Below are 23584 nucleotides of genomic sequence, written 5' to 3' on the forward strand. Positions count from 1 at the left end.
TAGAAGTTGCCCGGGAGCGTCGATGGCACAGGTGAAGAAAAGCGGTGTCGTCGGCTGGCGGGAATGGGCGCAATTGCCGGACCTTGGAGTGAGCGCCATCAAGGTAAAGGTCGATACGGGCGCGCGCACTTCCGCCATCCACGCCTATGACGTCCACCATTTCGAACGCGACGGTACGGAATGGGTGCGGTTCAAGTTGCACCCCGAGCAGAAACGCCGCCTTCCCGAAATACCCTGTGAAGCACCACTCGCTGGCATCAAGAGGGTCACCAGTTCCAACGGTCAAACGCAGAAGCGTTTTTTCATCAAGACACGGATCAAGGTGGGCAAGAAGACCTTCCCCATTCAATTGACGCTCACCAACCGAGATGACATGGGCTTTCGTATGCTACTTGGCAGGACAGCGCTCAGACGGCGTTTTCTCGTAGACTGCAGCAAGAGCTACATCCAGGGCAAGGATCGCCCCGACACAGCCGGAGAGACATCGTGAAACTAGCCCTGATGAGCCGCAGCTCCAAAATCTATTCGACCGGGCGGCTGGTCGAAGCGGCCAAGGAGCGCGGCCACGACATCGACGTAATCGATCACCTGCGGTGTTATATCAACATCACCTCGAACCGCCCCTCGATCCGCTATCAGGGCGAAAACCTGCCCAAATATGACGCGGTCATTCCGCGCATCGGCGCGAGCGTCACCTTCTACGGCACCGCCGTGCTTCGCCAGTTCGAGATGATGGGCGTCTATCCCTTGAACGAAAGCGTGGCGATCAGCCGCAGCCGCGACAAGTTGCGTTCGATGCAGCTGTTGGCGCGCAAGGGCGTCGGCCTCCCTGTGACGGTGTTCGCGCACAAGACGAGCCGCGCCGATGAAATTATCAAGATGGCAGGCGGCGCGCCGGTCGTGATCAAGCTGCTCGAAGGCACGCAGGGTATCGGGGTGGTGCTCGGCGAAACGCAAAAAGCGGCGGAATCGATCATTCAGGCCTTTGGCGGTGTCGGCTCGAACATCCTTACCCAACAGTTCATCAAGGAAGCTGGCGGCAGTGACATTCGCTGTCTCGTCATCGGCGACAAGGTCGTTGCCGCGATGAAGCGCACAGGCAAGGAAGGCGACTTTCGCTCGAACCTCCACCGCGGCGGTACGGCCGAACAGGTCAAGATCAGCCCCATCGAACGCAAGACCGCCACGCTCGCGGCCAAGACGATGGGCCTGAAGGTTTGCGGTGTCGACTTGCTGCGCGGCAATCAGGGACCGGTGGTGATGGAGGTCAACTCCTCGCCCGGCCTCGAAGGCATCGAAAAGTCCACCGGCAAGGATATTGCCGGAATGATCATCGAATTCCTCGAAAAGGAAGCCAAGCCCGGCAAGACCCGGACGCGCGGCAAGGGCTAGGCGCCTAGCTGACCTTCGCCGGGAATAATCGGACGAGCGCGCGCACTTTGGGCGCGTCGTGCTGCACAATGTACGGATGGTTCGGGTTCTTCACCATGAAGTCCTGATGATAATTCTCGGCATTGTGAAAGCCGCGATATTTCTCGATCCGTGTGACGATCGGTTTGTTATAGATGCCTGCAGCGCCCAGTTGGCGGATATAGGCCCGCGCAACCTTGTCTTGCGCCTTGTTCATCGGGAAGAAGGCGGTGCGGTAATGTTCGCCAACGTCCGGGCCCTGGCGGTTGAGCTGGGTCGGATCGGCGATGACCGAGAAATAGACCTGTAATAGCTCGGCATAGGACACGACGCGCGGATCGAAGATGACGCGCACGGCCTCGGCATGACCGGTGCCACCACGGGTGACCTGCCGATAGCTGGGGTTGATCACATGGCCGCCGGCAAAACCGGAAACCGCTGATTTGACGCCTTTTACGCGTTCGAACACGGCCTCGACGCCCCAGAAGCACCCACCAGCAAAGACAGCAGTCTCGACCGTGGCGTCATTGGCGATGTCGAGACGTGCCGCCGGTACGCGCTCATAATTTCCCGCCTCAACGGCGGGCGCAGCAAAAAACAGCGACACCCCGGCGGTCGCGGCAAGGGCTATAGCGGCTAGGCTTTTCATGCCTGGATATTCGTGCGCGCGGACCGGTCGGTTACAGCCGCGTTGCGCTTGAGCTGGTCTTTCAGCACGCGGATCGGCGGCGCGTAGATAAAGCCGAACGAGACGCAGCCCTCGCGCCCGTCGACAGCGTGGTGCAGGCGATGCGCCTGATAAAGCCGCTGCATATAGCCGCCCTTGGGGACAATGCGGAACGGCCAGCGCTGGTGGACGAGCCCATCGTGCGCGATGAAATAGAGTATGCCGTAGAGCGTGATGCCAACGGCGATCCAGAATAGCCAACCGATCTGCGCGAACGTTGCGCCTGCAAAAAGGCTAATCGCTAATCCAGCGAAAACAACGGCATAGAGGTCGTTCTTTTCGAAGAGTCCAAGACGTTCCTGGTGATGACTTTCGTGCCAACCCCAGCCCAGCGGGCCGTGCATTACCCAGCGGTGCGTGGCATAGGCAGTGATTTCCATCAGCGCGACGACGCCGAGCGCGATCACGATACCCAGCCACAGCGGGAATTCCGTCAGATAATCCAAACTCATAAGCGGTACTTATACTCTTTCATCCGGTCGCTGACAGGTGGAAAAAGGGCCTAGCTTTGTCGCGCTGGAGCAGGATGCAATTCATCCATCGGTCGCGACAGACCGTCGGGGCACACGATGCGGACATGATGCCGTTTGAGCCCGCGCGGTGAATGGACGCCGCAGCTATGCGCGATGGTCCCGACTTCCGTGCGCATATTGTCGACGAAATTGGCGACCTTGTCGGCTTTTTCTTCGGGCACCAGGCCACGCTGCAGGCGTTTGTCGTGCGTGGTTACGCCGGTGGGGCAGCGGTTGGTGTTGCACTTCATCGCCTGGATACAGCCGATCGAGAACATGAAGCCGCGCGCCGAATTCACGAAGTCCGCCCCCGTCGCGAGCGCCCACGCGACATCGCCGGGCGTCACCATCTTGCCCGATGCGACGATCCGAATGCGGTCCTTGAGGCCAAACTGGTTACGCAGGTCGACGACCATCGGCAGGCTTTCGCGGATCGTCAGCCCGACATTGTCCATGAGCGGCATCGGCGCGGCGCCCGTCCCGCCGTCTCCGCTGTCGACCGTGATGAAGTCGGGCGCATCATTGGGATACCCCTTTGAGATATGCTCGAAATAGCTGAGCAGCCAGCCATAGGCGCCGACGACGAACTTGATGCCGACGGGCTTGCCGGTGACGTCGCGCAGTCGCTGGATCATCGCACTAAGGTCTTCGATCGAATCAATTTCAGGATGCCGATTGGGCGAGATCGAGGCTTCGTGCGGGCGAATGCCCCTGATGTTCGCAATCTCCTCGTTGACCTTTTCCGCCGGCAGGATTCCGCCTTTTCCCGGTTTTGCGCCCTGGCTCAGCTTGAGTTCGAACATCCGGACCTGCGGATGGGCAGCCACTTCCTTCAGCTTCTCGTCCGAAAGCTCTCCATCTTCGGTGCGCACGCCATATTTGGCCGTCCCGATCTGGAATATGACGTCGCAATCGCCCTCGAGATGATAGGGTGCGAGGCCCCCTTCGCCGGTATTGAGCCAGCAGCCGGCCTTGGCCGCGCCGAGCGACAATGCCCGGATCGCCGGTTTGGACAGCGAGCCGTAGCTCATCGCCGAGATGTTGAAATAAGACGGCGCCAGATATGGGATACGTGAGCCCTCGCCGATCATCAGCGCGTCGGCTTCGACGGCATCTTCGTCCAGTGTCGGCCACGCACAATTGACGAAAATCGGCGTGCCTACAGGTTGCAGGTTCTTGGTCGATCCGAAGGCGAGCGTGTTGCCCTTACCACTGGCCGCGCGGTCAACCCATTCGCGCTGGGCCCGATTAAAGGGCATCTCCTCGCGGTCCATCGCGAAGAAGTATTGGCGGAAAAACTCGCCGAGTTCGGAAAAGATGTGGCGGAAGCGTCCGATGACGGGATAGTTGCGCCGCACCGCGTCCCTGGTCTGGGTGATATCGATGACAAACAGCACCACCCCGAGCAGCAGCAGCAGCCCTACAACCCAGATGAAGATGACAGCCAGCGTCTCCGCTACGTTGCTCATTCCCACGCTATTGCTCCCTTCAGGCCGCTCCTTGCTAGCAATTCGAAGCCAGTTGGCAAAAAGCTACTTCATTCTATGATGGCGGTTTGTCGCGTCTTCACCATGATCGATAGGGGGCAATGATCGAAGACGACTGCCACGATGATGAAGCGCAGAAGGGCGCGGAAAGCGTCTTCGTCAGCTATAGCCGCGAAAACGAAGACGCGGCACAGCGGATCGTGCGCCTGCTCGAAGCGCAGGGCTTCGACGTGTGGTGGGATGCGCTCATCCAGGGCGGCAATCGTTTTGCCGATCTTATCGAGGCCAAGCTCGACCAGTCGGACAAGGTGGTGGTGCTGTGGTCATCGAGCGCGGTGCGCTCGGAATGGGTGACCGACGAAGCCACGAAGGGCCGCGACGCGGGCAAGCTTATCCCCGTCACGCTCGATGGCACCCAACCCCCAATGGGCTTTCGCCAGCACCAAATGATCGATGCAAGCCAGTCCGATTTCACGGCTGGAGACACCGCGATGCAGGCGCTCATCAAGGCGCTGTGGGCGGAGGGTGTGTCCGAATGGGCGGGCGACCTTCCGCCGGGCGAGACACGCGTTTCGCGCCGCAGCTTGCTGATTGGCGGCGGCGTGGTAAGCGCGCTGGTCGCAGGCGGCGGCCTTGTCGCCTTTGGGGACAAGATATTCGGCCCCGGTCCGAACGATCGCAGCATCGCCGTGCTCCCGTTCAGCAATCTGAACGAGGATAGCGAACAGGCCTATTTCTCGACCGGGCTCGCAGAAGAATTGCGCACCCGGCTTGGGCTGCACCCCGATATCCTGGTCGCCGCGCAGACCAGTTCGGAAACGGTGGCAGAGCTCCAGTTGGATGCCCAGCAGATCGCATCGCGTCTGAAAGTCGCCAACGTCCTCGAAGGCAGCGTTCGACGCGGTGACGGGCTCGTGCGCGTAGTCTTGCGCCTGGTAGACGGCCGTGACGGGTTCGAACGCTGGAGCGATAGTCTTGACCGGCCTTTCGACGCCCTACTCGAACTGCAGCAGGACATTGCCGACCTCGTCGCCGACCAACTGGCGGTGCAGCTCGCCAAATCCAGTGCGGGCGATGCGACGGGCGGGACGCGGTCGGCACAGGCGCTCGATGCGTATCTGGAGGGAGCGGAACTCTATCGCCAGGCTGTCGATGAAAGCACCGATCGCCGCGCCCTGGCCTTGTATGGCAAGGCGCTCGAACTCGATCCGGAATATGCGGCAGCGCACGCCGCACGCGCCCGCGCACTCACGGTTATCGCAAGCAATTATTCGCGCGGCGAGGAACTGGCGCCGCTATATGCGGAAGCGCTGGTCGCGGCGCGTCGGTCGGTCGAGATCGCACCGCAATTTAGCACCGGCCACAGCGCGCTCGGTTTCGTGCTGGCCAACGGCATGCTCGACATTCGCGGTGCGCGCGCCGCCTATCTCGAAAGCTATCGGACCGGCTTCGGCAATGCCGACATCCTGTCCGGGTTCGCCAATTTCGGTGCGCGTGCCGGCGATCTCGAAGAGGCGCGCGACGCCGTTTTTCGAGCCAAGCAGCTCGATCCGCTCAACGCCCAGCACTGGCGCAATGCCGCCTTGATCGAAATGAATGCCGGCGACTTCGCTGCCGCCCGCGAACAATGCCGCCAAGCGCTGGCAATCAACGACGATGCGCGTAGCGTTATGGGGTTCCTCGGCACCATGGCACTGCTCGAAGGGGCCGTGGAAACCGCCAAGGAATATTTCGAAAAGGAGCCTAGCGGACTGACCAGAAATCGCGGTTTAGCGATTGTAGCGGCGCGCGAGGGCAATGACGCGGAAAGCGCCGTCTATCGTCAGAACCTGGAGCGCGAATATGGCGATAATGCGCTCTACCAACTCGCGCAGGTCGATGCGCAGACCGGGGCGCCCGAAGCAGCGCTCGACAAGCTGGAGCGCGCTTACGAGGCCGGCGATAGCGGGCTGGTGCAGTCCTATCTCGATCCACTCTTGGAGCCAATCCGTAGCCAAGAGCGATTTCAGGCCTTAATGGAGAAGCTCGGTTTCGAAGCCTGACGAAACCAACAAAGGGGACCAATGATGAAAAAGACCATGATCACTGCCATCCTGGCGTCTAGCGCACTGGGCCTCGCGGCCTGCGCATCGCCCGAAGAGGAAACCGCGACCGAGGAAGCAACCGAAGAGGTGGTTGACGATACAGCGATGGAAGAAGAGCCGATGGACGTCGGCAATGAATTGGGCAACGAGACCGATGACGACGATCGCGGCGGCGACGACGATCGTACTGTCGAGTAGTTTCCCTCTAGGCATAATTATCGGGCGGCGGCGCATTTGCGGTGCCGCCCGTTCTCTTGTCGATTGACCGCTTTTGGCTAGCGCCCCTCTCCTTGCGGCGCTAAAGCGCGCCCATGCTACAGAAATCTTCCAAGACAATCGTCCCGTTTGATTGGACCGACCCGTTCGACCTTGAAAGCCAGCTCAGCGATGAGGAGCGCATGGTTCGCGACACCGCGCATGCCTTCGCGCAGGAACAATTGCTGCCCAACGTCAAGCAGGCCTTCATGGATGATGCCTTCGACCCCGACATCATGCCCAAGATGGGCGAACTTGGCCTCTTGGGAGCGACGGTGGACGAGGAATATGGCGGCGCCGGGCTCGGCTATGTCAGCTACGGCCTGATCGCACGCGAGATCGAGCGCGTGGACAGCGGCTATCGCAGCGCCTGTTCAGTCCAGTCGAGCCTCGTGATGCACCCGATCAACGCCTACGGATCGGAAGAGCAAAAGAAAAAGTGGCTGCCGCAGCTGGCTGCGGGCACCAAGGTCGGCTGTTTTGGCCTCACCGAACCTGATGCGGGTTCCGACCCCGGCGGCATGCGCACCCGCGCCAAGAAGGTCGATGGCGGCTATGTCCTCAATGGCGCCAAGATGTGGATCACCAACTCGCCGATCGCCGATGTCTTCGTGGTCTGGGCGAAATCGGATGCGCATGACGGCAAAATCCGCGGCTTCCTGCTCGAAAAGGGTATGAAGGGCCTGTCCGCGCCCAAGGTGAAGGACAAGCTGAGCCTGCGCGCCTCGATCACTGGCGAAATCGTGATGGACAATGTCGAAGTCGGCGAAGACGCGCTGCTTCCCAATGTCGAAGGGCTGAAAGGCCCGTTCGGATGCCTCAACGTCGCGCGCTATGGCATCAGCTGGGGCGCCATGGGTGCTGCCGAAGCATGCTTCGCTGCCGCGCGCGACTATATGCTCGAGCGCAAGCAATTCGATCGCCCGCTCGCCGCCAACCAGATACCGCAATTGAAGTTTGCCAACATGCTCACCGAGATCGCGCTTGGCCTGCAGGCTAGCCTGCGCGTCGGTCGTCGGCTCGAGGCGGGCGAGCTCGATCCGGTCGCGATCAGCGTGATCAAGCGCAACAATTGCGGCAAGGCGCTGGATATCGCCCGCACCGCGCGCGACATGCTCGGCGGTAACGGCATTTCGGCCGAATATCCGGTGATGCGCCACGCGCTCAATCTCGAAACGGTCAACACCTATGAAGGTACGCACGATGTGCATGCGCTCATCATCGGGCGCGCCATCACCGGGATTTCGGCTTTTTAGATTAACCTTTCCGCGCTAGGCTCTCCCCCAAGCATCTGTGGGGGAGTTTCATGACGCTGATCATCACCTTGGTCGTTCTGGCTGTCATCGCGTTCGCGGTGATCGCAATCTATAACAACCTGGTGCGCCTGCGCGCGCTGGTGCGCGAGGCCTTCAGCGGGATCACCGTGCAGCTGCGCCGTCGCGCCGACCTCATCCCCAACCTCGTCAAGACCGTGGAAGGCTATGCCACCCACGAAAAGGACACGCTTGAGAAAGTCATCGCGCAGCGCGGCAACGCGGCGGCAGCCAAGGGCGTCGAGGCAACGGCGCAGGCCGACAGCCTGATGAGCGGCCTGATCGGTCGCTTGCTGGCGGTCGCCGAGGATTATCCCGAGCTCAAGGCCGACGAAAACTTCCAGATGCTGCAGAACGAGCTGTCGGCAATCGAAGGCGAGCTGCAGGCCACGCGCCGCTATTACAACGCCACCGCGCGCGATCTCAACACGCGGGTGCAAAGCTTCCCCGATGTCGTGGTCGCTGGACCGTTCGGCTTTAGTACCGAGCCATATTACGAAGATCCCGACGAAAGCATCCAGACCGCGCCAAAGGTCGAGTTCAACAACTGATGCGTGCGCCGGGCGCACTTCTCGCCCTTTTCCTGGCCTTGTTCGCCTTTGCCGCCCCGGCAGCGGCGGACGAGCGCATCCTGGCATGGCACAGCGATTTCTTCATCGCCGAAAATGGCGTGATGACCGTGACCGAACGCATTCGTGTGCGATCGGAAAACAACCGTATCCGGCGCGGCATTTTTCGCGATCTGCCCACCCGCTACGCCACCGATCATGGCGGTACCATCAAGGTCGGCTTTGAGTTCATCGGTGCCGAGCGTAACGGCCGCGCCGAAAGCTACAGTCTCGATCGCATGTCCAACGGACTACGTATCAAGATCGGCGACCCAGACGTCTTTATCGGCGCGGGCGAGCACGAATATGTGCTGCGCTATCGCATCAAGCGCGCGGTTGGCTTTTTCGACGGCTTCGACGAACTGTACTGGAACGTAACCGGCACCGGATGGGCGTTTCCCATCGATAGTGCCCGCGCCACCGTTCGGCTGCCCGAACCGGTCGAGTTTGGCCAGGCCGCTGTCTATACGGGTCGCCGAGGGTCGAGCGCCAGCAACGCCGAGGTGACGGCGCGCGAACCCGGTATCATCCGCTTTGCCACGACGCGTGGCCTCGCGCCGGGCGAAGGGCTCACGATCGCGGTCGCCTTTCCGAAGGGTGTCGTGGCCCCGCCGACCGAAGCCGAACTGCAGGTTCGTCGCATAGCGCAGCTCGCCGCGCCAATTGGCGCCATTCTCGGCATCCTCCTCATCTTCGGCTATTATTATGTTGCCTGGAAGAAAGCCGGCCGCGATCCCAGGCCCGGCACCGTCGTACCGCTATTCGCGCCGCCCGATGACATGAGCCCTGCCGCCATGCGGTACGTCACCAAGCAGCGCATGGATAATCGCGGTTTCGCCGCCGCGATGGTCAATGCCGCGGTCAAGGGCCATGTCCGCCTCGTCGAAGAGGGCGGCAGTTTCTTCGGCCTCGCCAAGGGCAAGACGCATATCGAACGGCTCGAGGGGCCTGCAGCCCGCCCGCTCGAAGAGGGTGAGCGGCGCATGCTCGACCGGTTGGTGCCGATCGGCGACTCCATCACGATAGACCAAGAACATCACGCGGACTTCCGTGCCGCGATGAAGAAGCTCGGCAAGCCACACGAAAAACGTTTCGATGGCGCCGCCTTCAATCGCAATATCGGCTGGGCGGTGGCGGGGCTTGCCTTCGTGCTGCTCGGTGCCTGGATGGGCGCGGCCGGCACCGTTTGGGCCGAAGACGCGGCAAGCCCGCTTTATCTTCTGCTGACGGTCAGCGGCATGGCGATCACCGGGCTGCTATTCTTCTCGGTGCCGGAAAAAGGGTCGGGGCTGCGCTGGCCGATCATTTTCCTCGCCAGTGCCACGGGGATTGCGACAACGCTTGGCGCGCTGCCGATGTTGCCGCTTGCCCTGTCGACCGGAAACGCCCTTCCGGTGCTCGCCCCGCTTTTCATTGGCGGTTTGATGTGGCTCGGCGGTTTTTTCTGGATGTCGGCCCCTACCGTGGAAGGGCGCGCTCTCCTCGACAGGATAGCCGGCTTCAAACGCTATCTGTCGACGACCGAGCAGGAACGGTTTGACCGCATGCAGCCGGCGAACGAGGATCTGCAATTGTTCGAGCGCTATCTGCCCTACGCGATCGCGCTCGGCGTTGAGAATAAGTGGGCCAAGCGCTTCGAAAGCAAGCTGTTGGCCGCCGCCAACGACCCGGGCCGCGTCGATCGTGGCTTCTACTGGTATTCAGGCTCGCAAAACGTCTGGGACAATCCGACCAAGTTCGCGACCGCGATTGGCTCCTCGATGGCATCTTCAATCGCCAGCGCATCGACTGCTCCCGGATCGTCGAGCGGATCGGGCGGCGGCGGGTTTTCCGGCGGTGGCGGTGGCGGTGGTGGTGGCGGTGGCTGGTAAGCTACCAGGCCGGGCGTTTGAGCACGATGATCATTTCATCGTTGAGTTCGCTCACCGAATGACGTTCGAACCCTAATTTGTTCGCCAGCTTGAAGGACGGCTCATGCCCTTCTTCGATGATCGCCCAGATCGGCGTGGGTTCGAGATTGGCCTCGGCCCACTCGAGCGCCGCGCTGCAAGCCTCGTAGGCATAGCCCTGCCCGTGGACATCGCTATCCAGCACCCAGCCCATTTCCGGTTGGCCGTCGAAGCCCAATCCGCGCTGCGCATCGAAAAGTCCAAGATCGCCGAGTAAACGTTCGTCCTCGCGGCGCAGCACCATCCATCCGCCGTAGCCGCGCACGATCCATTGACCGACGCCGCTGACAACGCGGCGCCAATGTTCGGACCATGTCAGCGGCGGCCCGAGATGCGCGTGCACATCGGGCTTTTGCAGGATCGCGTGCTTGGCAGGAAAATCCTCCGCGACGAAGCCGCGAAGGATGAGCCGTTCCGTGTGAAGCACGGGCGCGGGATGCGCGCCCATGGCCTACTTCTTGGTCGAGAGCGACAGACCGCCGAACCGCTTGTTGAACTTGTCAACGCGGCCACCTTCGGCGGCACGACGCGAACCACCGGTCCAGGCCGGGTGCGTCTTGGGGTCGATGTCGAGGTGCAGCGTGTCGCCTTCCGAGCCCCAGGTGGAGCGCGTTTCGAACACGGTACCGTCGGTCATTTCGACCTTGATCATGTGGTAGTCGGGATGCGTATCGTTTTTCACTTGTTTTTCCTTGGTTTGCGCTGGTTTCCGACCAGCCCTTTGGAAAGGTCGCGCGTCCCTAACGAACTTGACGCAGCTTGACAAGGAAAAGCCGCGCCGCCAATCGCTGCTGCCAGGCGAAGGGTTTCGCTCCTGTAATGGGGGCGGCGAAGAGGGAAGCCGGTGACAATCCGGCGCTGTGCCCGCAACTGTGAGCCTCCCATGAAGGGTGGCGAGCCAGATACCGACCTTTCAATGCCGTCGTCCGTCTTCGTTGCCGGGGTCAGCGATGAGGCGTGGATAAGCGCGCGCGCTCGACAGCCCGCCGTCTTTTCCGCCGTGACGACTTTGTCATGGAAAGGAAAAGACCGTGTTGTTTCAAGATTTGCCACCGCCCGAGCCGACGCGCGATGAAGTTGTTGTTGCCGACTACACGCTAGGCGATGAAATCATCACCGTCGCTGCATCGCTCGAACCTGTAGCGACGTCGGAGGCTTCTGATAGCTTGACGATCTTCGATCGCGAAACGATCGAAGCCCTCGGCGATGATCGGGCCGCGGATCTCCTGCGCCTGGCGCCCTCTGTCTCGCTCTCGGAAACAGGCCCTGATAGCACGCAGGCACAACTGCGTATCCGCGGAGCCGAGGCGAGCCACACCCTGCTCTTTATTGACGGCATCAAGGCCAACGATCCTGCCGCAGGCAACGAAGCACGCTTCGAATTGCTATCCTTCAATAGCTACGACGTTGTCGAGCTCGTGCGCGGGCCACAGTCCGCATTATGGGGAAGCGAAGCCATAGGGGGCGTCGTTGCGCTGCGTAGCAGCAATCCCAATTATGGTGGTGTCCAGACCAACGCATTTGGCGAAGTCGGCACTGACGATTTCTACCGCTTTTCCGGCAGTACGCAGATAGACGGTAGCGGCGATTTCCACCTGAACGCCAATATCGGGTTCCAAGGCTCCGGGGGGATCGACAGTTTTGGCGATGATGGCGAACGTGATGGCTACCGCAACGCGACATTCCGAATAGCGGGTGCCGTCGACGTAGCAGACACGATCACCCTCCTTGCGTCCGGTTTCGCTATCGATGCGCGCAGCGAATTTGACGGCTTTGACCCTTTCACCTTCCAGCGCGCCGATACGCTCGACGAGACCGACAATCGCCTTGGCGCTGGCCGCGTTGTGGCGCGGCATGACGATGGCAGATTGACGATTGAAGGCAACGCCAGCTTGCTTGGTTCCTCCAATGTCAACTTCCTCGACGATGCTGAACAAAATCGCACCAGCGCCGAGCGGCTCAACCTGCGGGCGTTGGCCAGCTACACTTTTCAGACCCGACAAATTGATCACCGTTTCAGCGCCGCAGTCGAGAAAGAAGGCGAAAATTTCAGCGCTGACGACATCGCCTTTGGCGGTTTCACTGCACAAGATGTCGATCGTTCCCGCACCGCGTTTATCGCCGAATATCGGCTCGATGCCGCCGCCATCATCCTCGATGCTGCCATTCGGCACGATGACTTCAGCCATTTCAACGATGCGACGAGTTTTTCGGCCGGCGCACTCGTTCCGCTGGGCGATATCACCCTCACCGCCAATTATGGCGAAGGCATTGCCCAGCCCAGCTTCTACGACCTGTTTGGCTTCTTCCCGGGAAGTTTTGTGGGCAATCCTGACGTAACGCCAGAACGATCGCGCGGCGGGGACATCGGCATCCGCTATGATGCAGACCATTTCGGTCTTGGTCTCACCTTCTTCACGCAGAACCTGACCGACGAGATTGTCTCCACATTCGATGTCATTACCTTCCTGTCCTCGGTCGAGAATGGCGACGGCAAGAGCCAAAGGCGCGGCATCGAAGCCGAGGCCAGCTATTCATTTGGCGAGGCGCTGGAGATCAGTGCCAACTACAGCCACCTCGACGCGACTGATCCCGAATTGCCGGGCGGCAGCACGCTCGCCGAAGTGCGCCGCCCCAGCCATCGGGGCGCCATCATCCTCACGGGCCGTAGCGGCGGTTTCACCTATGGCGGCAGCCTCGCCATCGTCAGCGAGCGGTTCGACACTGATTTCGATGTCTTTCCCGCCGAGCGCGTGACGCTGGGCACCTATGCCCTCGCCTCGGCGCGCATCGCCTATGCAGTGAACGACACGATCGAAATCAGCGTTCGCGGCTCCAATCTGTTCGACGCCGATTACCAGGACGTGATCGGTTACAACACGCAAGGGAGGGCCGTCTTTGTCGGGCTTCGCTTCACTCCTTAGCAGCAGTCTCAAGATCGCCTCGCTCGACCTGTGCGCGGACGAATATCTGCTGATGTTCGCCGCGCCCGACCAGGTCGCGAGCGTCAGCTTCCTGTCGCGCGACGAAGCCGAAAGCCCGCTTGCCGCCAAGGCGCAGGCCTTCCCCGCCAATGACGGCACGGTGGAAAGTGTCGTCCGCCACCGCCCCGATATCTTTTTGACGACGCGGTCGCTTGGTGGTGCCCCAGCGCAGATCGCCGACCGGATGGGAATGCGGGTCGTTACCCTGCCTTATGCCGACAGCCCTCGAGCAGTGGCCAAAAACGTGCGCATGGTGACCAGTCTCACCGGCCGGCATAACGCTGCGAGCCAATGGCAGCAGCGGCTGAGCCGGCTGGTCACAAACGCCCCATCCCAGCGTCGGTCCACGCTGGTGATCAGCGCAGGTGGCCTCGGCGTGGGGCCTGCGACCGATAGTTGGCTCGGCTATGCCGGTCTCGACGCGATTGCTTCTAGGCCGGGCCTTAGCTTTGTCGAACAGATCGCGTTGGCACGGCCCGACATCATCCTCCAAAGCCGGTATCGCGCAGACCAATATAGCCGCAACACCGAATGGCAGCGCCATCCCCTCACCCGCCGTCTGGCGGGCCAGCGCATCACCGTAGACGGCCGCGCGTGGACCTGCTCGGGCCCACTGATGCTCGGCGAGATCGAGAGGCTGCAGCAGCGATGAGTCGGGTCCTGCTCTTGCTGAGTCTGATCGCGTTGGCGGGTCTTCACCTCGCGCTCCCGCTTGATATCGTCGCGGCAGTCGACCGCGAGACCGCGCACCTCATCCTGACCGAACTGCGCGCGCCGCGAACGCTGCTCGCATTAACCTACGGCGCTGCGCTGGGGGTCACCGGCGCGGCGCTGCAGGCGGTCTTCGCTAATCCCCTCGCCTCGCCGGACATCACCGGCGCGGCATCGGGGGGCGCACTTGGCGCGGTTGGCACGGCGCATTTCATCGGGTTTGCCACCCCCATAGCGATGGCTATCGGCGGTGCCGCGGGTGCCGGGTTGGCGCTGATCGCCCTGTTCGCGATCGCCGGGCGCGGCGCGGATCCGGCGCGGCTGTTGCTGGCAGGCCTTGCCATAGCGCTGGCAGCAGGAGCCGCGACCTCTTTGCTCCTCGCGCTGGCACCGAGCCCTTACGCATTCTACGACCAGTGGCGCTGGCTGATGGGCAGCTTCGTCGATCGTAGCTGGCCGCAAGCCATCGCCGCCGCCCTCCCCGCTGCCGCCGCCTGCCTGGCCATCTGGCATTGGCGCCGCGCCTACGACCTGCTTGCGCTTGGCGAAGACGTGGCGGCCTCGCTCGGCATCAGCCCGCGCGCGCTTGCCCAGCGTACCATCTTGCTGTCCGCCATCGCGGTGGGCGCCTGCGTCGCGATGGCGGGCGCGATCGGCTTTGTCGGGCTCATCGCGCCCATCGCCGCGCGCGCACTGGTGAAGGGGCAACCCGGGCGCGCAATCGGCCTTTCCGCAATCGTTGGCGCCAGCGTGATGCTCGCCGCCGATTTGCTCGTTCGCTATGGCCCTGATGGCCGCACCATTCCCGTCGGCGTCATCACAGCGATTATCGGCACGCCGCTATTTATCGCGCTGCTCTTGTCGCTCAAGCCGAGGAGGATGGCATGACGTTGATCGTCAAAGGTGCCCGCCTCATAGGTCGCCTCCAATGGACCGATCTGACGCTGCAGCCCGGCGAAAAAACCGCGTTGGTCGGGCCCAACGGATCCGGAAAGACCAGCCTGATGCGCACCCTCGCCGGTGTCGCGGGTGAATATCGCAGCTGGTCGCTCGGCGGTCGGATGTTAGACAGCAACGCGCCTGCTGCCCGCGCGCGCATGCTGGGGTACCTGCCCGCGTCTCGCCAGCTCGACTGGCCCATTCCGGTGCGCGATTTCCTGCGCCTGTCGCCGGCGCCGGTCGACGAGGACGTCGTGACGTCACTGGTAGACCAGCTCGAACTGACGCCCTTTCTCGATCGCCCCAGCAATGCGCTCAGCACTGGCGAGCGCGCGCGGCTGCTGATCGCGCGGACGCTTGCCACGCGGCCGCAGCTCCTCTTGCTCGACGAGCCGATGGCCAATCTCGATCCCTACTGGGTGCTGCGCATTGCCGATCTTCTCGACGCCGAGGCGTGGCGCGGCGCGACCGTCCTCACTGCGCTGCACGATCTGACGCTGATCGAGCGCTTCGATCGATTGCTCCTGATGGACGGGTGCAAGGTGGTCGCCGACGGGCCCGCCGCGGCGATGCCGCGCGAGCAAATATTTGGCGATACGTTCAGGCTGAAACCGGCGCCGGGCGGGCGCTGGCAAATCTAGACCGCTCAGTCTTCGGGCGCGTCCGCGATCATTGCGGTAAAGCTGACCTCGCAGATCGTGTCGCCATCGACCGATGCCTTGCCGGTAAACTTGCAGATATTGCGGCGCATCTGGACGATCTCGACGTCGAGCTTGAGCAGGCACCCGGGCTCCACGGGCTTGCGGAACTTGGCGCCTTCGATGGCCATGAAATAGACGAGCTTGCCCGATCCGGCGAGATCGAGGCTTTCGACCGCCAGCACGCCCGCGGCCTGCGCCAGCGCTTCTACCTGCAGCACGCCCGGCATGATGGGGCGGCCCGGAAAGTGGCCCTGGAAGAATTGCTCGTTCATCGACACCGCCTTGATGGCAGTGATCGACCTGTCCTTCTCGAGCCGCTCCACACGGTCGACGAGCAGTAAAGGATAGCGATGCGGCAGCGCCGCCATCACCCGGCGAATATCGAGGGCTCCGGCGGCGCTGTCCGTCATGTTAGCGACCGTCGGTCGGCGTCGTCGGCTGCGCGGCGGGCTGCTGCGGTGCCGGCGCAACGGTTGCGACCGTCGTCAGCGTCCGGTTGAGCTGCGCGATGACGTCATTGGTGACGTCGACTGCCGAGGAATGCGCCATCACCGAGCTCTTGGGCAGGATGAGGTGCGCGCGGCGGGCGGTCAGCACGGCGGTGTAAGCCGGCTCGAGCTGCGCGCTGATCTGCTGCAGGACGTAATTCTGGTTACGCTGCAGCGTGGCACGACGCTGCTGGATCTGCTGCGCGGCCTGCTGGCGACGCTGATCGAATGCCGCCGCACGCTGCTGCAGCGCTTCGCCGGGCTGCGCGCCGTTGAGCGCACGGATTTCGGCCTGGATCTGCTGGCCTTCGGTCTGCAGCGGCGTGGACACCTGCTGTTCGAAGGCCTGCGCCTGCTGGACCTGCTGTTCGATGTTGGCCCATGCCACGGCACAAGCGGTGCAAGTGCGCGCTGCGGTTTCGACGTCGACGACGGCTACCTTGGCATCGGGAAGCTGCTGGGCGGAGGCAGTGGCGGGCAGCATGGCAGCTGCGGCGGCCAGCGCCGGTGCGAAAAATTTGGTCATTAGAACTGGGTTCCTACGTTGAAGGAAAAGAGACGGGTATCGTCACCCTCTTGCTTGAGAAGTGCGTGCGCCAGATCGAGGCGCAGCGGGCCGAAGGGCGATACCCAGTTCACGCCGATGCCGACCGACAGGCGGGGCTCCGGCGAGTTACCGCGGAAGAATTCCGCGAAACCGTTGGACCGGACAAATCCGGTCTGACACTGCTCGCCGGGCGCCGTGATCTCATAGGCATCGCCCAGGTTGGCATCGGTTGGCGAACAGGTCGCAATAATGTTGGTGAGTTCGGGGGCGGTCAGGCTCCAGACCGAACCGACGTCGACGAAGGCCGACGGCCGCAGGCCGAGGTTGCGGATACTGGCACCCACAGGGATGTCGAGTTCGGCGCGACCGAAGTAATAAGCGCGGCCGCCGAGCGCGTTGGACACGAGGCGGTCCTCGTTATCGATGATCAATTCGCCATTGCCGTCGTAGGGCACACGTTCGACACGCGGCCCGACACCGCGAATATCAAACCCGCGGAAGGTCTGCGGGCCGAAGAAACGGTCGGTCAGGCGGATGGCATCGCGGAACTCGCTGTCTTCCTCTTCGAGCGGGAAAATGTAGCCGCCTTCGGCCGAAATCGAGAGGATGAAGTCGGCCGGCAGGCGGAAGAACTTGGCGGCATTCGCGGTGCTGCGCAGATATTTCACATCGCCGCCCAAGCCGGCAAAATCCTGCCCGACGCTGAAGCGCTGACCGCGCGTCGCGCGGACACCATCGGTGTCGTTATACGCAAGCGTGTAGCCGATTGCCGACGTCACCCGCGTACCAAGCTCGTCGCAAAGATAGCGACCGGCGAGCAGCGGATCGCACTCGTCGTCATCGACGGTGCCATTGCCGTCGAGATCGCTGAAGAAGATGTTGCGCGCGAGGTCGATATTGTCGTTAACGAGGCGATAGCGCGTCCCGAACGAAAGATATTCGGTCACCGGGAAGCCCAGTCGCAGACCGCCGCCGGTCGAAACCTGGCTGTAGGTCGTGTTGCGCTCGTTCCCGATAAAGTTAAAGCTTGAAAAATCGCGGTGATAGATGTCGCCGCCAAGCAGGATCTGGCGCCCGAGGAAATAGGGTTCGACGAAGCCAAGCTGCACCGACTGCGAATAGCGCGACCAGTTTACCCCGGCCGAGAGCTGCTGGCCCTTGCCCATGAAGTTGGTCTGCGCGATCGAGGCGGACAGCAGGAAGCTTTCGAGGCTGGAGAAGCCCGCCGACAACTGGATCTGTCCGGTCGAGCGCTCTTCGACATCGAGGTTGAGCGCGACGCGGTCGTTACCGATCTGCTCCTGTTCGATCGCCAATTCTTCCTGAAAGAAGCCAAGGCTCTTCACACGGTCTTCGGAGCGGCGGATGGCCGCGGCGTTGAAGGCATCACCTTCGGCGATACGGAACTCGCGGCGGATAACCTTGTCGCGCGTCACCGTGTTGCCGTTGATGTTGATGCGGTCGACATAGACGCGCGGCGTCTCGCCGACGCGGAACGTCAGGTCGATGGTGCGTTCTTCGGCGTTGCGGAAGTAACGCGGGCTGACGTCGGCGAACGCATAACCAAGAAGACCGGCCACCTGGTTGAGACGGTCGATATTCTCTTCGTTGCGCTCGGCGTTGAACCAGTCGCCTTCCTTGATGTCGATCGCCTCGAGAACACGCTCATTGGGGAAGTCGCGCAGCGCACTATCGGCATCGACGACGCCGACCTTGTAGCGCGGGCCTTCCTCGACCACGTAGGTGATGACGAAGTTTTCACGGTCCGGCGTCAATTCCGCCAGCGCCGACACGACGCGGAAATCTGCATAGCCCTGCGTCAGGTAGAAGGCGCGCAGCACCTGCTGGTCGGCCGCAAGGCGATCGGGATCATAGGTATCGTTCGACTTGAGGAAGCCGAGGAACCCGCCTGCTTCGCGGCTGAACATTTCCTTGATCAGCTTGCCATCGGAAAACTGCTCGTTGCCGATGATGTTGATCGAACGGATCTTGGACTGGTTGCCTTCGCTGATCTCGAAGATGAGATCGACGCGGTTCTGGTCGAGCTCGACAATCTGCGGCTCGACGACGGCGGCAAAGCGGCCTTCGCGCTTGTAGAGTTCGATGATGCGGTTGACGTCGGCGCGGACACCTTCGCGGGTGAAGATCTGGCGCGGCGCGCTGCGGATTTCCGGCGCGATCTTGTCATCCTTCAGGCGGCGATTTCCCTCGAGGATGATGCGGTTGATGACCGGATTTTCCTGAATCTGGATCAGCAGGCGGCCGGTATCGGCACCGGTGATGATGACATCGCGGAACAGGTCGGTGTCGTAAAGCGCCCGAAGCGCGACATCGAGCGTTTCCGCCGTATATTCATCGCCCGGACGCAGCCCCGAATAGGCGATGACCGTTTCCGGTTCGATACGCGACACGCCGGTCACCTGGATCGAACGGATCATCCCGACTTCCTGCTCGATCTCGCCGAGCTGGATGTTCTGCGGAGTCGGCTGCGGCGCGAGCGGATCGGCGTCCTGCGCGAAAGCGGGGCTTGCGAGCATCGTACCGACCATCAGGGCCGACGTCATACGCTTTGCGAAACGAGTGTGAAGCTGAACCAAAATCCCCGCCATCCTTCTTGTTCGGCCGCCGTTTCCGCGCGGCCTGTAATTCACGTTGCGCCCCCCTGCCTCAAGCAGGCTAACCAATCAAGCGTTCGAGACGATCAACCACCCCTACCGACACCAGATCGTTGAGGGTGAGGAAGAGGAATAGAGCGAGAAGGACGGCAAGCCCACCCCGAAAAGCCCATTCCTGCGCGCGCTCCGATACCGGGCTGCGCTTGATCGCTTCGATCGTGTAAAAGACAAGATGACCGCCATCGAGCATCGGCACTGGCAAGAGGTTGATGAATCCCAGATTAATTGACAGCATCGCTGCCAGAAAGACGAAGCTGTAAAGACCGAGCACCCACATCTGTCCGCTGATTTGCGCCATTTTTATCGGACCGCCCAAATCGCGGACCGAACGCCTGCCGGTGACGATCTGGACCACGCCGTCCCAGATGAATCGGGTGAAGCCGACGGTCCGCCGGGCCCCCTCGCCCACGGCCGCGACCGGTCCCAGCCGGTCGAATTGCGCTTCTGCCGAGGCCACGCCAAGGCGACCGATGATCGCTTTCTGCCCGAAATCGTCGGTCTGCTCGACAGCGCCCAACTGCCCTTCGAGCACGACCTGCCGTTCGTCGCGCTCGACCACCACTTCGACGGTTTCTTCGGGTCGCAGCACCACGATGCGCGTGACATCGTCGAATTGGCGCGTGGCCTGCCCGTCGATCGAGACGATGCGGTCGCCCGACCGGATGCCCATGTCGGCAGCCGCGCTTTCGTCGACTACCTCGCCCACCACGGTGCTCGTCTGCGCCACGCCGACGATCGAAAACAGCGCCGCGAAGATCAGGATCGCGAGGATGAAGTTGGCCACCGGACCGGCGAGTACGATCAGGAAACGTTCGTGCACAGGCCGGTTATGGAAATGGCTCGGATCGCTGTCATCGTCCTCGCCATGCGTGCTGACCGCATCGGCATCGCCGGCGAACTTCACATAGCCCCCAAGCGGTAGCGCACCGACCTTCCAGCGGGTGCCACGCTTGTCGGTCCAGCCGAACACTTCCTTGCCGAAGCCGATCGAGAAGCTTTCCGCGGGCACCTTGAACAGGCGCGCCACGCCATAATGGCCCAGCTCATGAAAAAAGATCAGCGGGCCAAGCGCGGCAATGAAGGCAATGATGATCAGCCAGATCGGCGGTTGGTCGAGGATCATGCGACGATCCTTTCGCTCGTGCGCGCGCGCGTCTCCGCATCGATCGCGATTACGTCGTCGATGCTGCCGGGCGCGGCGACGTCAATCTTTTCAAGCGCATCTTCGACCCGCGCAGCGATCTCGGCGAATCCGATCTTGCCGTCGAGGAACGATGCGACCGCAACCTCGTTGGCCGCGTTCAGCACGATCGGGCGCGATGCATCGGCTTCGAGCGCGGCGCGCGCCAGCCGCAACGCCGGAAAACGCTCGGGGTCGGGTGCTTCGAAGGTCAATTCGCCAACCTTTGCCAGGTCAAGGCGCTCGCATGGCGTCTCCATGCGATCGGGATAGGCCAGCGCATGCGCAATCGGGATGCGCATGTCCGAAGGCCCCAGCTGCGCCAGTTGCGACCCGTCGATGAATTCGACGAGGCTGTGCACGATCGATTGTGGGTGGACGACGATGTCGATCTGCTCGGATGGCAGGCCATAGAGGTGGTGTGCCTCGATCAGTTCCAGACCCTTGTTCATCATCGTTGCGCTATCGACCGAGATCTTGGCACCCATCGACCAGTTGGGGTGCGCGACCGCCTGCGCGGGTGACATGGCCGCCATTTCTTCGGCACTCTTGGTGCGGAACGGTCCCCCGCTCGCGGTGAGGATAAGCCGAGCCACGTCATCGCAGTCGCGGCCGCCAAGGCATTGGAAAATCGCATTATGCTCACTGTCGACCGGCAGGATGGCAACATTGCGGCGACGCGCCTCGTCCATCATCAGCCTGCCTGCCGTGACCAGCGACTCCTTGTTGGCGAGCGCGACCGTGACGCCCGCCTTGATCGCGGACATCACCGGCTTCATCCCCGCCGTGCCGACGATGGCCGCCATGACCAGGTCGGCCATGCAGGCCGCTTCATCTTGCGCGTCATCGCCCGTTGCCGCCCGGCAGTCGGTGCCGGCTAGCGCGGCCTCGAGTGCAGGCAGCTTGCCCGCATCGGCAATCACCGCCAATTCGGCATTGGTCCGGCGCGCGGCATCGGCCAGCGCTTCGACATTGCTCGCGGCGGTGACCGCGACCACCTTGAAGCGATCAGGTTCGCGCTCGACCAGGTCGAGCGTCGAGGTTCCCACCGAACCCGTCGCGCCCAAAATCGCGATCCGCTTCATACCCAGTTCCACATCACCAACAGTGCCGTCAGCGTAGCAACTATGAGGAGACCGTCCACCCGGTCGAAAACACCGCCATGGCCGGGGATGAGGTTGCTGCTGTCCTTGATCCCTGCCTTGCGCTTCAAGCCGCTTTCGAACAGGTCGCCGATCTGCGCACCCAGTGCAAAGAGCGCGCCCAACCAGAACAGATGCGCGCTCAGATCGTTGAGATCGGCCCACAGCGCACCGAAAAAGCCGGCCATCGCCATCGCGCCGATCAGACCGGCCCACGTCTTGTTAGGGCTTAAAGCCGGCGCCAGCTTGGGCCCGCCGATCATCTTGCCCGACGCGTAGCCGCCAATGTCGGTGCCCCACGTGACCAGGTAGACCCAGATGACAAGATCGAAACCATCGGGAACCTGTTCACGGACGTAAAGGAGCGCGACGGCCGGGATGAGGGCATAGAAGAAACCACCGACTTTCCACAGCCCGTTCCAGCCGCGCACCATGCGCCACCATTCCCAATAGACCGCGGTAGCAACGGCAGCCACGAAGACGGCAAAAAGCATCCCGCCCTGCCACGTCGCGGCGAGCGCCACGCCCACCATCACGATGGCGGACAGGATCCGAATGGTAAGATTGTTCACCGGCCGCCAAACCTCCTCTGGCGACGGCCGTAGGCGGCGATCGCATCGTGGAAGGCGGCCTCGTCGAAATCGGGCCAGTACATGTCGAGGAACAGCAGTTCGGCATAGGCCGCTTGCCACAGGAGAAAGTTCGACAGTCGCACTTCGCCTGACGTCCTGATGAGAAGGTCGAGCTCGGGAAGGTGATGCGACTGTAGCGCAAGATCAAAGCTGGCTTCGTCGATCGAATTCGGGTCGCGCTTGCCCGCCGCAACCTCTTGCGCCAATTTGCGCGCAGCGCCGACAATCTCATCACGACTGCCATAGCTGAGCGCCACCACCAGATGCAGCTTGTCATTCTTCGCCGTTCGCTCGGAAGCCGCCTGGAGCTTTCCCCACAGTTCCTCGCCGAAGCGGCTGGGGTTGCCGATGAAGGACAGCCGCACGCCTTCGCGTTCAAGTTCGTCGAGTTCGCGCTCGAGATAATAGCGCATCAATCCCTTGAGATCGCTGACCTCTTCTTCCGAACGCCGCCAATTTTCGGAACTGAAGGCGTAGAGCGTCAGGCATTCGACACCTGCCTCCACGGCGGCACGCAGCGTCTTGCGCACGGCTTCGGCGCCCTGCCGGTGCCCTGCGACACGTGGCAAGCCCTTTTTCTTGGCCCAGCGCCCGTTGCCATCCATGATGATGGCGACGTGGCGAGGCGTGACACCCGCACCCGTCTCAACGGCCTCAGCGCCTTTGTCATCGGCGCTCAGCGCACTCACGTCGTCATGATTTCCTGTTCTTTGGCCTCGACCAGCTTGTCGATCTGGGCGACCTTGTCGTCGGTGAGCTTCTGCACTTCGGCCTCGAGGCGCTTGCGCTCGTCTTCACCGAATTCTCCGGCCTTTTCATCGGCCTTGATGTGATCGTTACCATCCTTGCGCACGTTGCGCACGGCGATCTTCGCCTTTTCGCCATACTGGCTGACCAGCTTGGCGAGCTCGCGGCGGCGTTCCTCGGTAAGATCGGGGATCGGCAGGCGCAGCAATTGCCCGTCGGCGACCGGGTTCAGGCCGAGCCCTGCATTGCGGATCGCCTTTTCGACCGGTCCGATATTGCTCTTGTCCCACACCTGCACCGAGATGAGGCGCGGTTCGGGCACCGACACCGTCGCCACCTGGTTCAGCGGCATCATCGCGCCGTAGACTTCCACCTGGACAGGATCGAGCATCGCCGTCGACGCGCGACCCGTGCGCAGGCCCGCAAGGTCGTGCCTTAGCGATTCCACCGCCCCATCCATGCGGCGCGAAATGTCGGATTTGTCGTAAGCCAT

24 protein-coding genes and 1 riboswitch are annotated in these 23584 nt (G+C 62.2%); of the genes, 11 read left to right on the forward strand and 13 right to left on the reverse strand.

Annotation, left to right across the window (positions count from 1 at the left end; translation table 11 throughout):
• Positions 1–22 precede the first annotated feature (22 nt).
• Both NUX07_RS07155 and rimK read left to right on the forward strand, forming a co-directional pair.
• A complete protein-coding gene (locus tag NUX07_RS07155) occupies positions 23–490 on the forward strand; it encodes an ATP-dependent zinc protease family protein (RefSeq protein WP_265529888.1) in 468 nt (155 codons plus the stop codon).
• Complete coding sequence (gene rimK, locus NUX07_RS07160; protein WP_265529889.1) at positions 487–1392, forward strand: 30S ribosomal protein S6--L-glutamate ligase; 906 nt, start codon at positions 487–489, stop codon at positions 1390–1392. Before NUX07_RS07155 ends, rimK begins: the two co-directional genes overlap by 4 nt.
• Before the next feature lie 4 nt (positions 1393–1396).
• On the opposite strand, the gene msrA is transcribed toward rimK, so the two are convergent.
• From msrA to NUX07_RS07175, 3 genes are read right to left on the reverse strand one after another with little or no spacing between them, the layout of a single operon-like run.
• A complete protein-coding gene (msrA, locus tag NUX07_RS07165) occupies positions 1397–2059 on the reverse strand; it encodes a peptide-methionine (S)-S-oxide reductase MsrA (protein WP_265529890.1) in 663 nt (220 codons plus the stop codon).
• Entirely contained in the window at positions 2056–2589 is a 534-nt protein-coding gene (locus NUX07_RS07170) for a sterol desaturase family protein (RefSeq protein ID WP_265529891.1), read from the reverse strand. Before NUX07_RS07170 ends, msrA begins: the two co-directional genes overlap by 4 nt.
• Before the next feature lie 50 nt (positions 2590–2639).
• The gene (locus tag NUX07_RS07175; protein ID WP_265529892.1) at positions 2640–4118 is read right to left on the reverse strand and encodes an FMN-binding glutamate synthase family protein; all 1479 of its coding nucleotides are present in this window, start codon (positions 4116–4118) and stop codon (positions 2640–2642) included.
• Between the two features lie 119 nt (positions 4119–4237).
• On the opposite strand from NUX07_RS07175, the gene NUX07_RS07180 reads away from it, so the two are divergent.
• From NUX07_RS07180 to NUX07_RS07200, 5 genes are all read left to right on the forward strand, one after another.
• Complete coding sequence (locus tag NUX07_RS07180) at positions 4238–6178, forward strand: TIR domain-containing protein (protein ID WP_265529893.1); 1941 nt, start codon at positions 4238–4240, stop codon at positions 6176–6178.
• A gap of 24 nt (positions 6179–6202) precedes the next feature.
• On the forward strand, positions 6203–6418 hold the full coding sequence (locus tag NUX07_RS07185) for a hypothetical protein (protein ID WP_265529894.1): 216 nt from the start codon (positions 6203–6205) through the stop codon (positions 6416–6418).
• 113 nt (positions 6419–6531) lie between these two features.
• Entirely contained in the window at positions 6532–7731 is a 1200-nt protein-coding gene (locus tag NUX07_RS07190) for an acyl-CoA dehydrogenase (protein ID WP_265529895.1), read from the forward strand.
• A gap of 50 nt (positions 7732–7781) precedes the next feature.
• A complete protein-coding gene (locus NUX07_RS07195) occupies positions 7782–8339 on the forward strand; it encodes a LemA family protein (protein ID WP_265529896.1) in 558 nt (185 codons plus the stop codon).
• Positions 8339–10267, forward strand: a complete 1929-nt coding sequence (locus NUX07_RS07200) for a DUF2207 domain-containing protein (protein WP_265529897.1) — start codon at positions 8339–8341, stop codon at positions 10265–10267. Before NUX07_RS07195 ends, NUX07_RS07200 begins: the two co-directional genes overlap by 1 nt.
• A 1-nt stretch (position 10268) precedes the next feature.
• Here the strand turns inward: NUX07_RS07200 and NUX07_RS07205 are convergent, their stop codons facing one another.
• Positions 10269–10793, reverse strand: a complete 525-nt coding sequence (locus NUX07_RS07205; protein WP_265529898.1) for a GNAT family N-acetyltransferase — start codon at positions 10791–10793, stop codon at positions 10269–10271.
• A gap of 3 nt (positions 10794–10796) precedes the next feature.
• Positions 10797–11027, reverse strand: coding sequence for a 50S ribosomal protein L31 (gene rpmE, locus NUX07_RS07210; protein WP_265529899.1), 231 nt, complete (start codon positions 11025–11027; stop codon positions 10797–10799).
• Between the two features lie 103 nt (positions 11028–11130).
• A riboswitch (cobalamin riboswitch) is annotated at positions 11131–11273 on the forward strand.
• 103 nt (positions 11274–11376) lie between these two features.
• Here rpmE and NUX07_RS07215 point away from each other — a divergent pair.
• Genes NUX07_RS07215 through NUX07_RS07230 form a run of 4 tightly spaced genes read left to right on the forward strand, consistent with a single transcriptional unit; the run spans position 11377 to position 15620 of the window.
• Positions 11377–13269 carry a TonB-dependent receptor plug domain-containing protein gene (locus tag NUX07_RS07215; protein WP_265529900.1) on the forward strand — a complete coding sequence of 631 codons (1893 nt, stop codon included), beginning with the start codon at positions 11377–11379 and terminating at the stop codon, positions 13267–13269.
• Positions 13244–13981 (forward strand): ABC transporter substrate-binding protein, encoded by a 738-nt coding sequence (locus NUX07_RS07220; protein ID WP_265529901.1) that lies wholly within the window; start codon positions 13244–13246, stop codon positions 13979–13981. The genes NUX07_RS07215 and NUX07_RS07220 overlap by 26 nt, the downstream gene beginning before the upstream one ends.
• On the forward strand, positions 13978–14928 hold the full coding sequence (locus NUX07_RS07225) for a FecCD family ABC transporter permease (protein WP_265529902.1): 951 nt from the start codon (positions 13978–13980) through the stop codon (positions 14926–14928). The genes NUX07_RS07220 and NUX07_RS07225 overlap by 4 nt, the downstream gene beginning before the upstream one ends.
• The gene (locus NUX07_RS07230) at positions 14925–15620 is read left to right on the forward strand and encodes an ABC transporter ATP-binding protein (RefSeq protein WP_265529903.1); all 696 of its coding nucleotides are present in this window, start codon (positions 14925–14927) and stop codon (positions 15618–15620) included. Before NUX07_RS07225 ends, NUX07_RS07230 begins: the two co-directional genes overlap by 4 nt.
• Before the next feature lie 5 nt (positions 15621–15625).
• Here NUX07_RS07230 and fabZ read toward each other — a convergent pair whose 3' ends face one another.
• The 8 genes from fabZ to frr all read right to left on the reverse strand — a co-directional run bounded on the left by fabZ (position 15626) and on the right by frr (position 23584).
• Complete coding sequence (gene fabZ / locus NUX07_RS07235) at positions 15626–16090, reverse strand: 3-hydroxyacyl-ACP dehydratase FabZ (RefSeq protein WP_265529904.1); 465 nt, start codon at positions 16088–16090, stop codon at positions 15626–15628.
• A gap of 1 nt (position 16091) precedes the next feature.
• Positions 16092–16694 (reverse strand): OmpH family outer membrane protein, encoded by a 603-nt coding sequence (locus NUX07_RS07240; protein WP_265529905.1) that lies wholly within the window; start codon positions 16692–16694, stop codon positions 16092–16094.
• A complete protein-coding gene (gene bamA / locus NUX07_RS07245) occupies positions 16694–19279 on the reverse strand; it encodes an outer membrane protein assembly factor BamA (protein ID WP_265529906.1) in 2586 nt (861 codons plus the stop codon). Before bamA ends, NUX07_RS07240 begins: the two co-directional genes overlap by 1 nt.
• A gap of 112 nt (positions 19280–19391) precedes the next feature.
• Positions 19392–20513, reverse strand: a complete 1122-nt coding sequence (rseP, locus tag NUX07_RS07250; protein WP_265529907.1) for an RIP metalloprotease RseP — start codon at positions 20511–20513, stop codon at positions 19392–19394.
• Positions 20510–21655 carry a 1-deoxy-D-xylulose-5-phosphate reductoisomerase gene (locus NUX07_RS07255; RefSeq protein WP_265529908.1) on the reverse strand — a complete coding sequence of 382 codons (1146 nt, stop codon included), beginning with the start codon at positions 21653–21655 and terminating at the stop codon, positions 20510–20512. The genes rseP and NUX07_RS07255 overlap by 4 nt, the downstream gene beginning before the upstream one ends.
• Positions 21652–22284: a phosphatidate cytidylyltransferase gene (locus tag NUX07_RS07260; RefSeq protein WP_265529909.1), complete on the reverse strand. Its 633-nt coding sequence runs from the start codon at positions 22282–22284 to the stop codon at positions 21652–21654. Before NUX07_RS07260 ends, NUX07_RS07255 begins: the two co-directional genes overlap by 4 nt.
• Positions 22281–23033 (reverse strand): polyprenyl diphosphate synthase, encoded by a 753-nt coding sequence (gene uppS / locus NUX07_RS07265; RefSeq protein WP_407696146.1) that lies wholly within the window; start codon positions 23031–23033, stop codon positions 22281–22283. The genes NUX07_RS07260 and uppS overlap by 4 nt, the downstream gene beginning before the upstream one ends.
• Positions 23030–23584 (reverse strand): ribosome recycling factor, encoded by a 555-nt coding sequence (gene frr, locus NUX07_RS07270; RefSeq protein WP_265529910.1) that lies wholly within the window; start codon positions 23582–23584, stop codon positions 23030–23032. Before frr ends, uppS begins: the two co-directional genes overlap by 4 nt.

It is taken from the genome of Sphingomicrobium marinum (assembly GCF_026157105.1).
Classification (GTDB): Bacteria; Pseudomonadota; Alphaproteobacteria; order Sphingomonadales; family Sphingomonadaceae; genus Sphingomicrobium; species Sphingomicrobium marinum.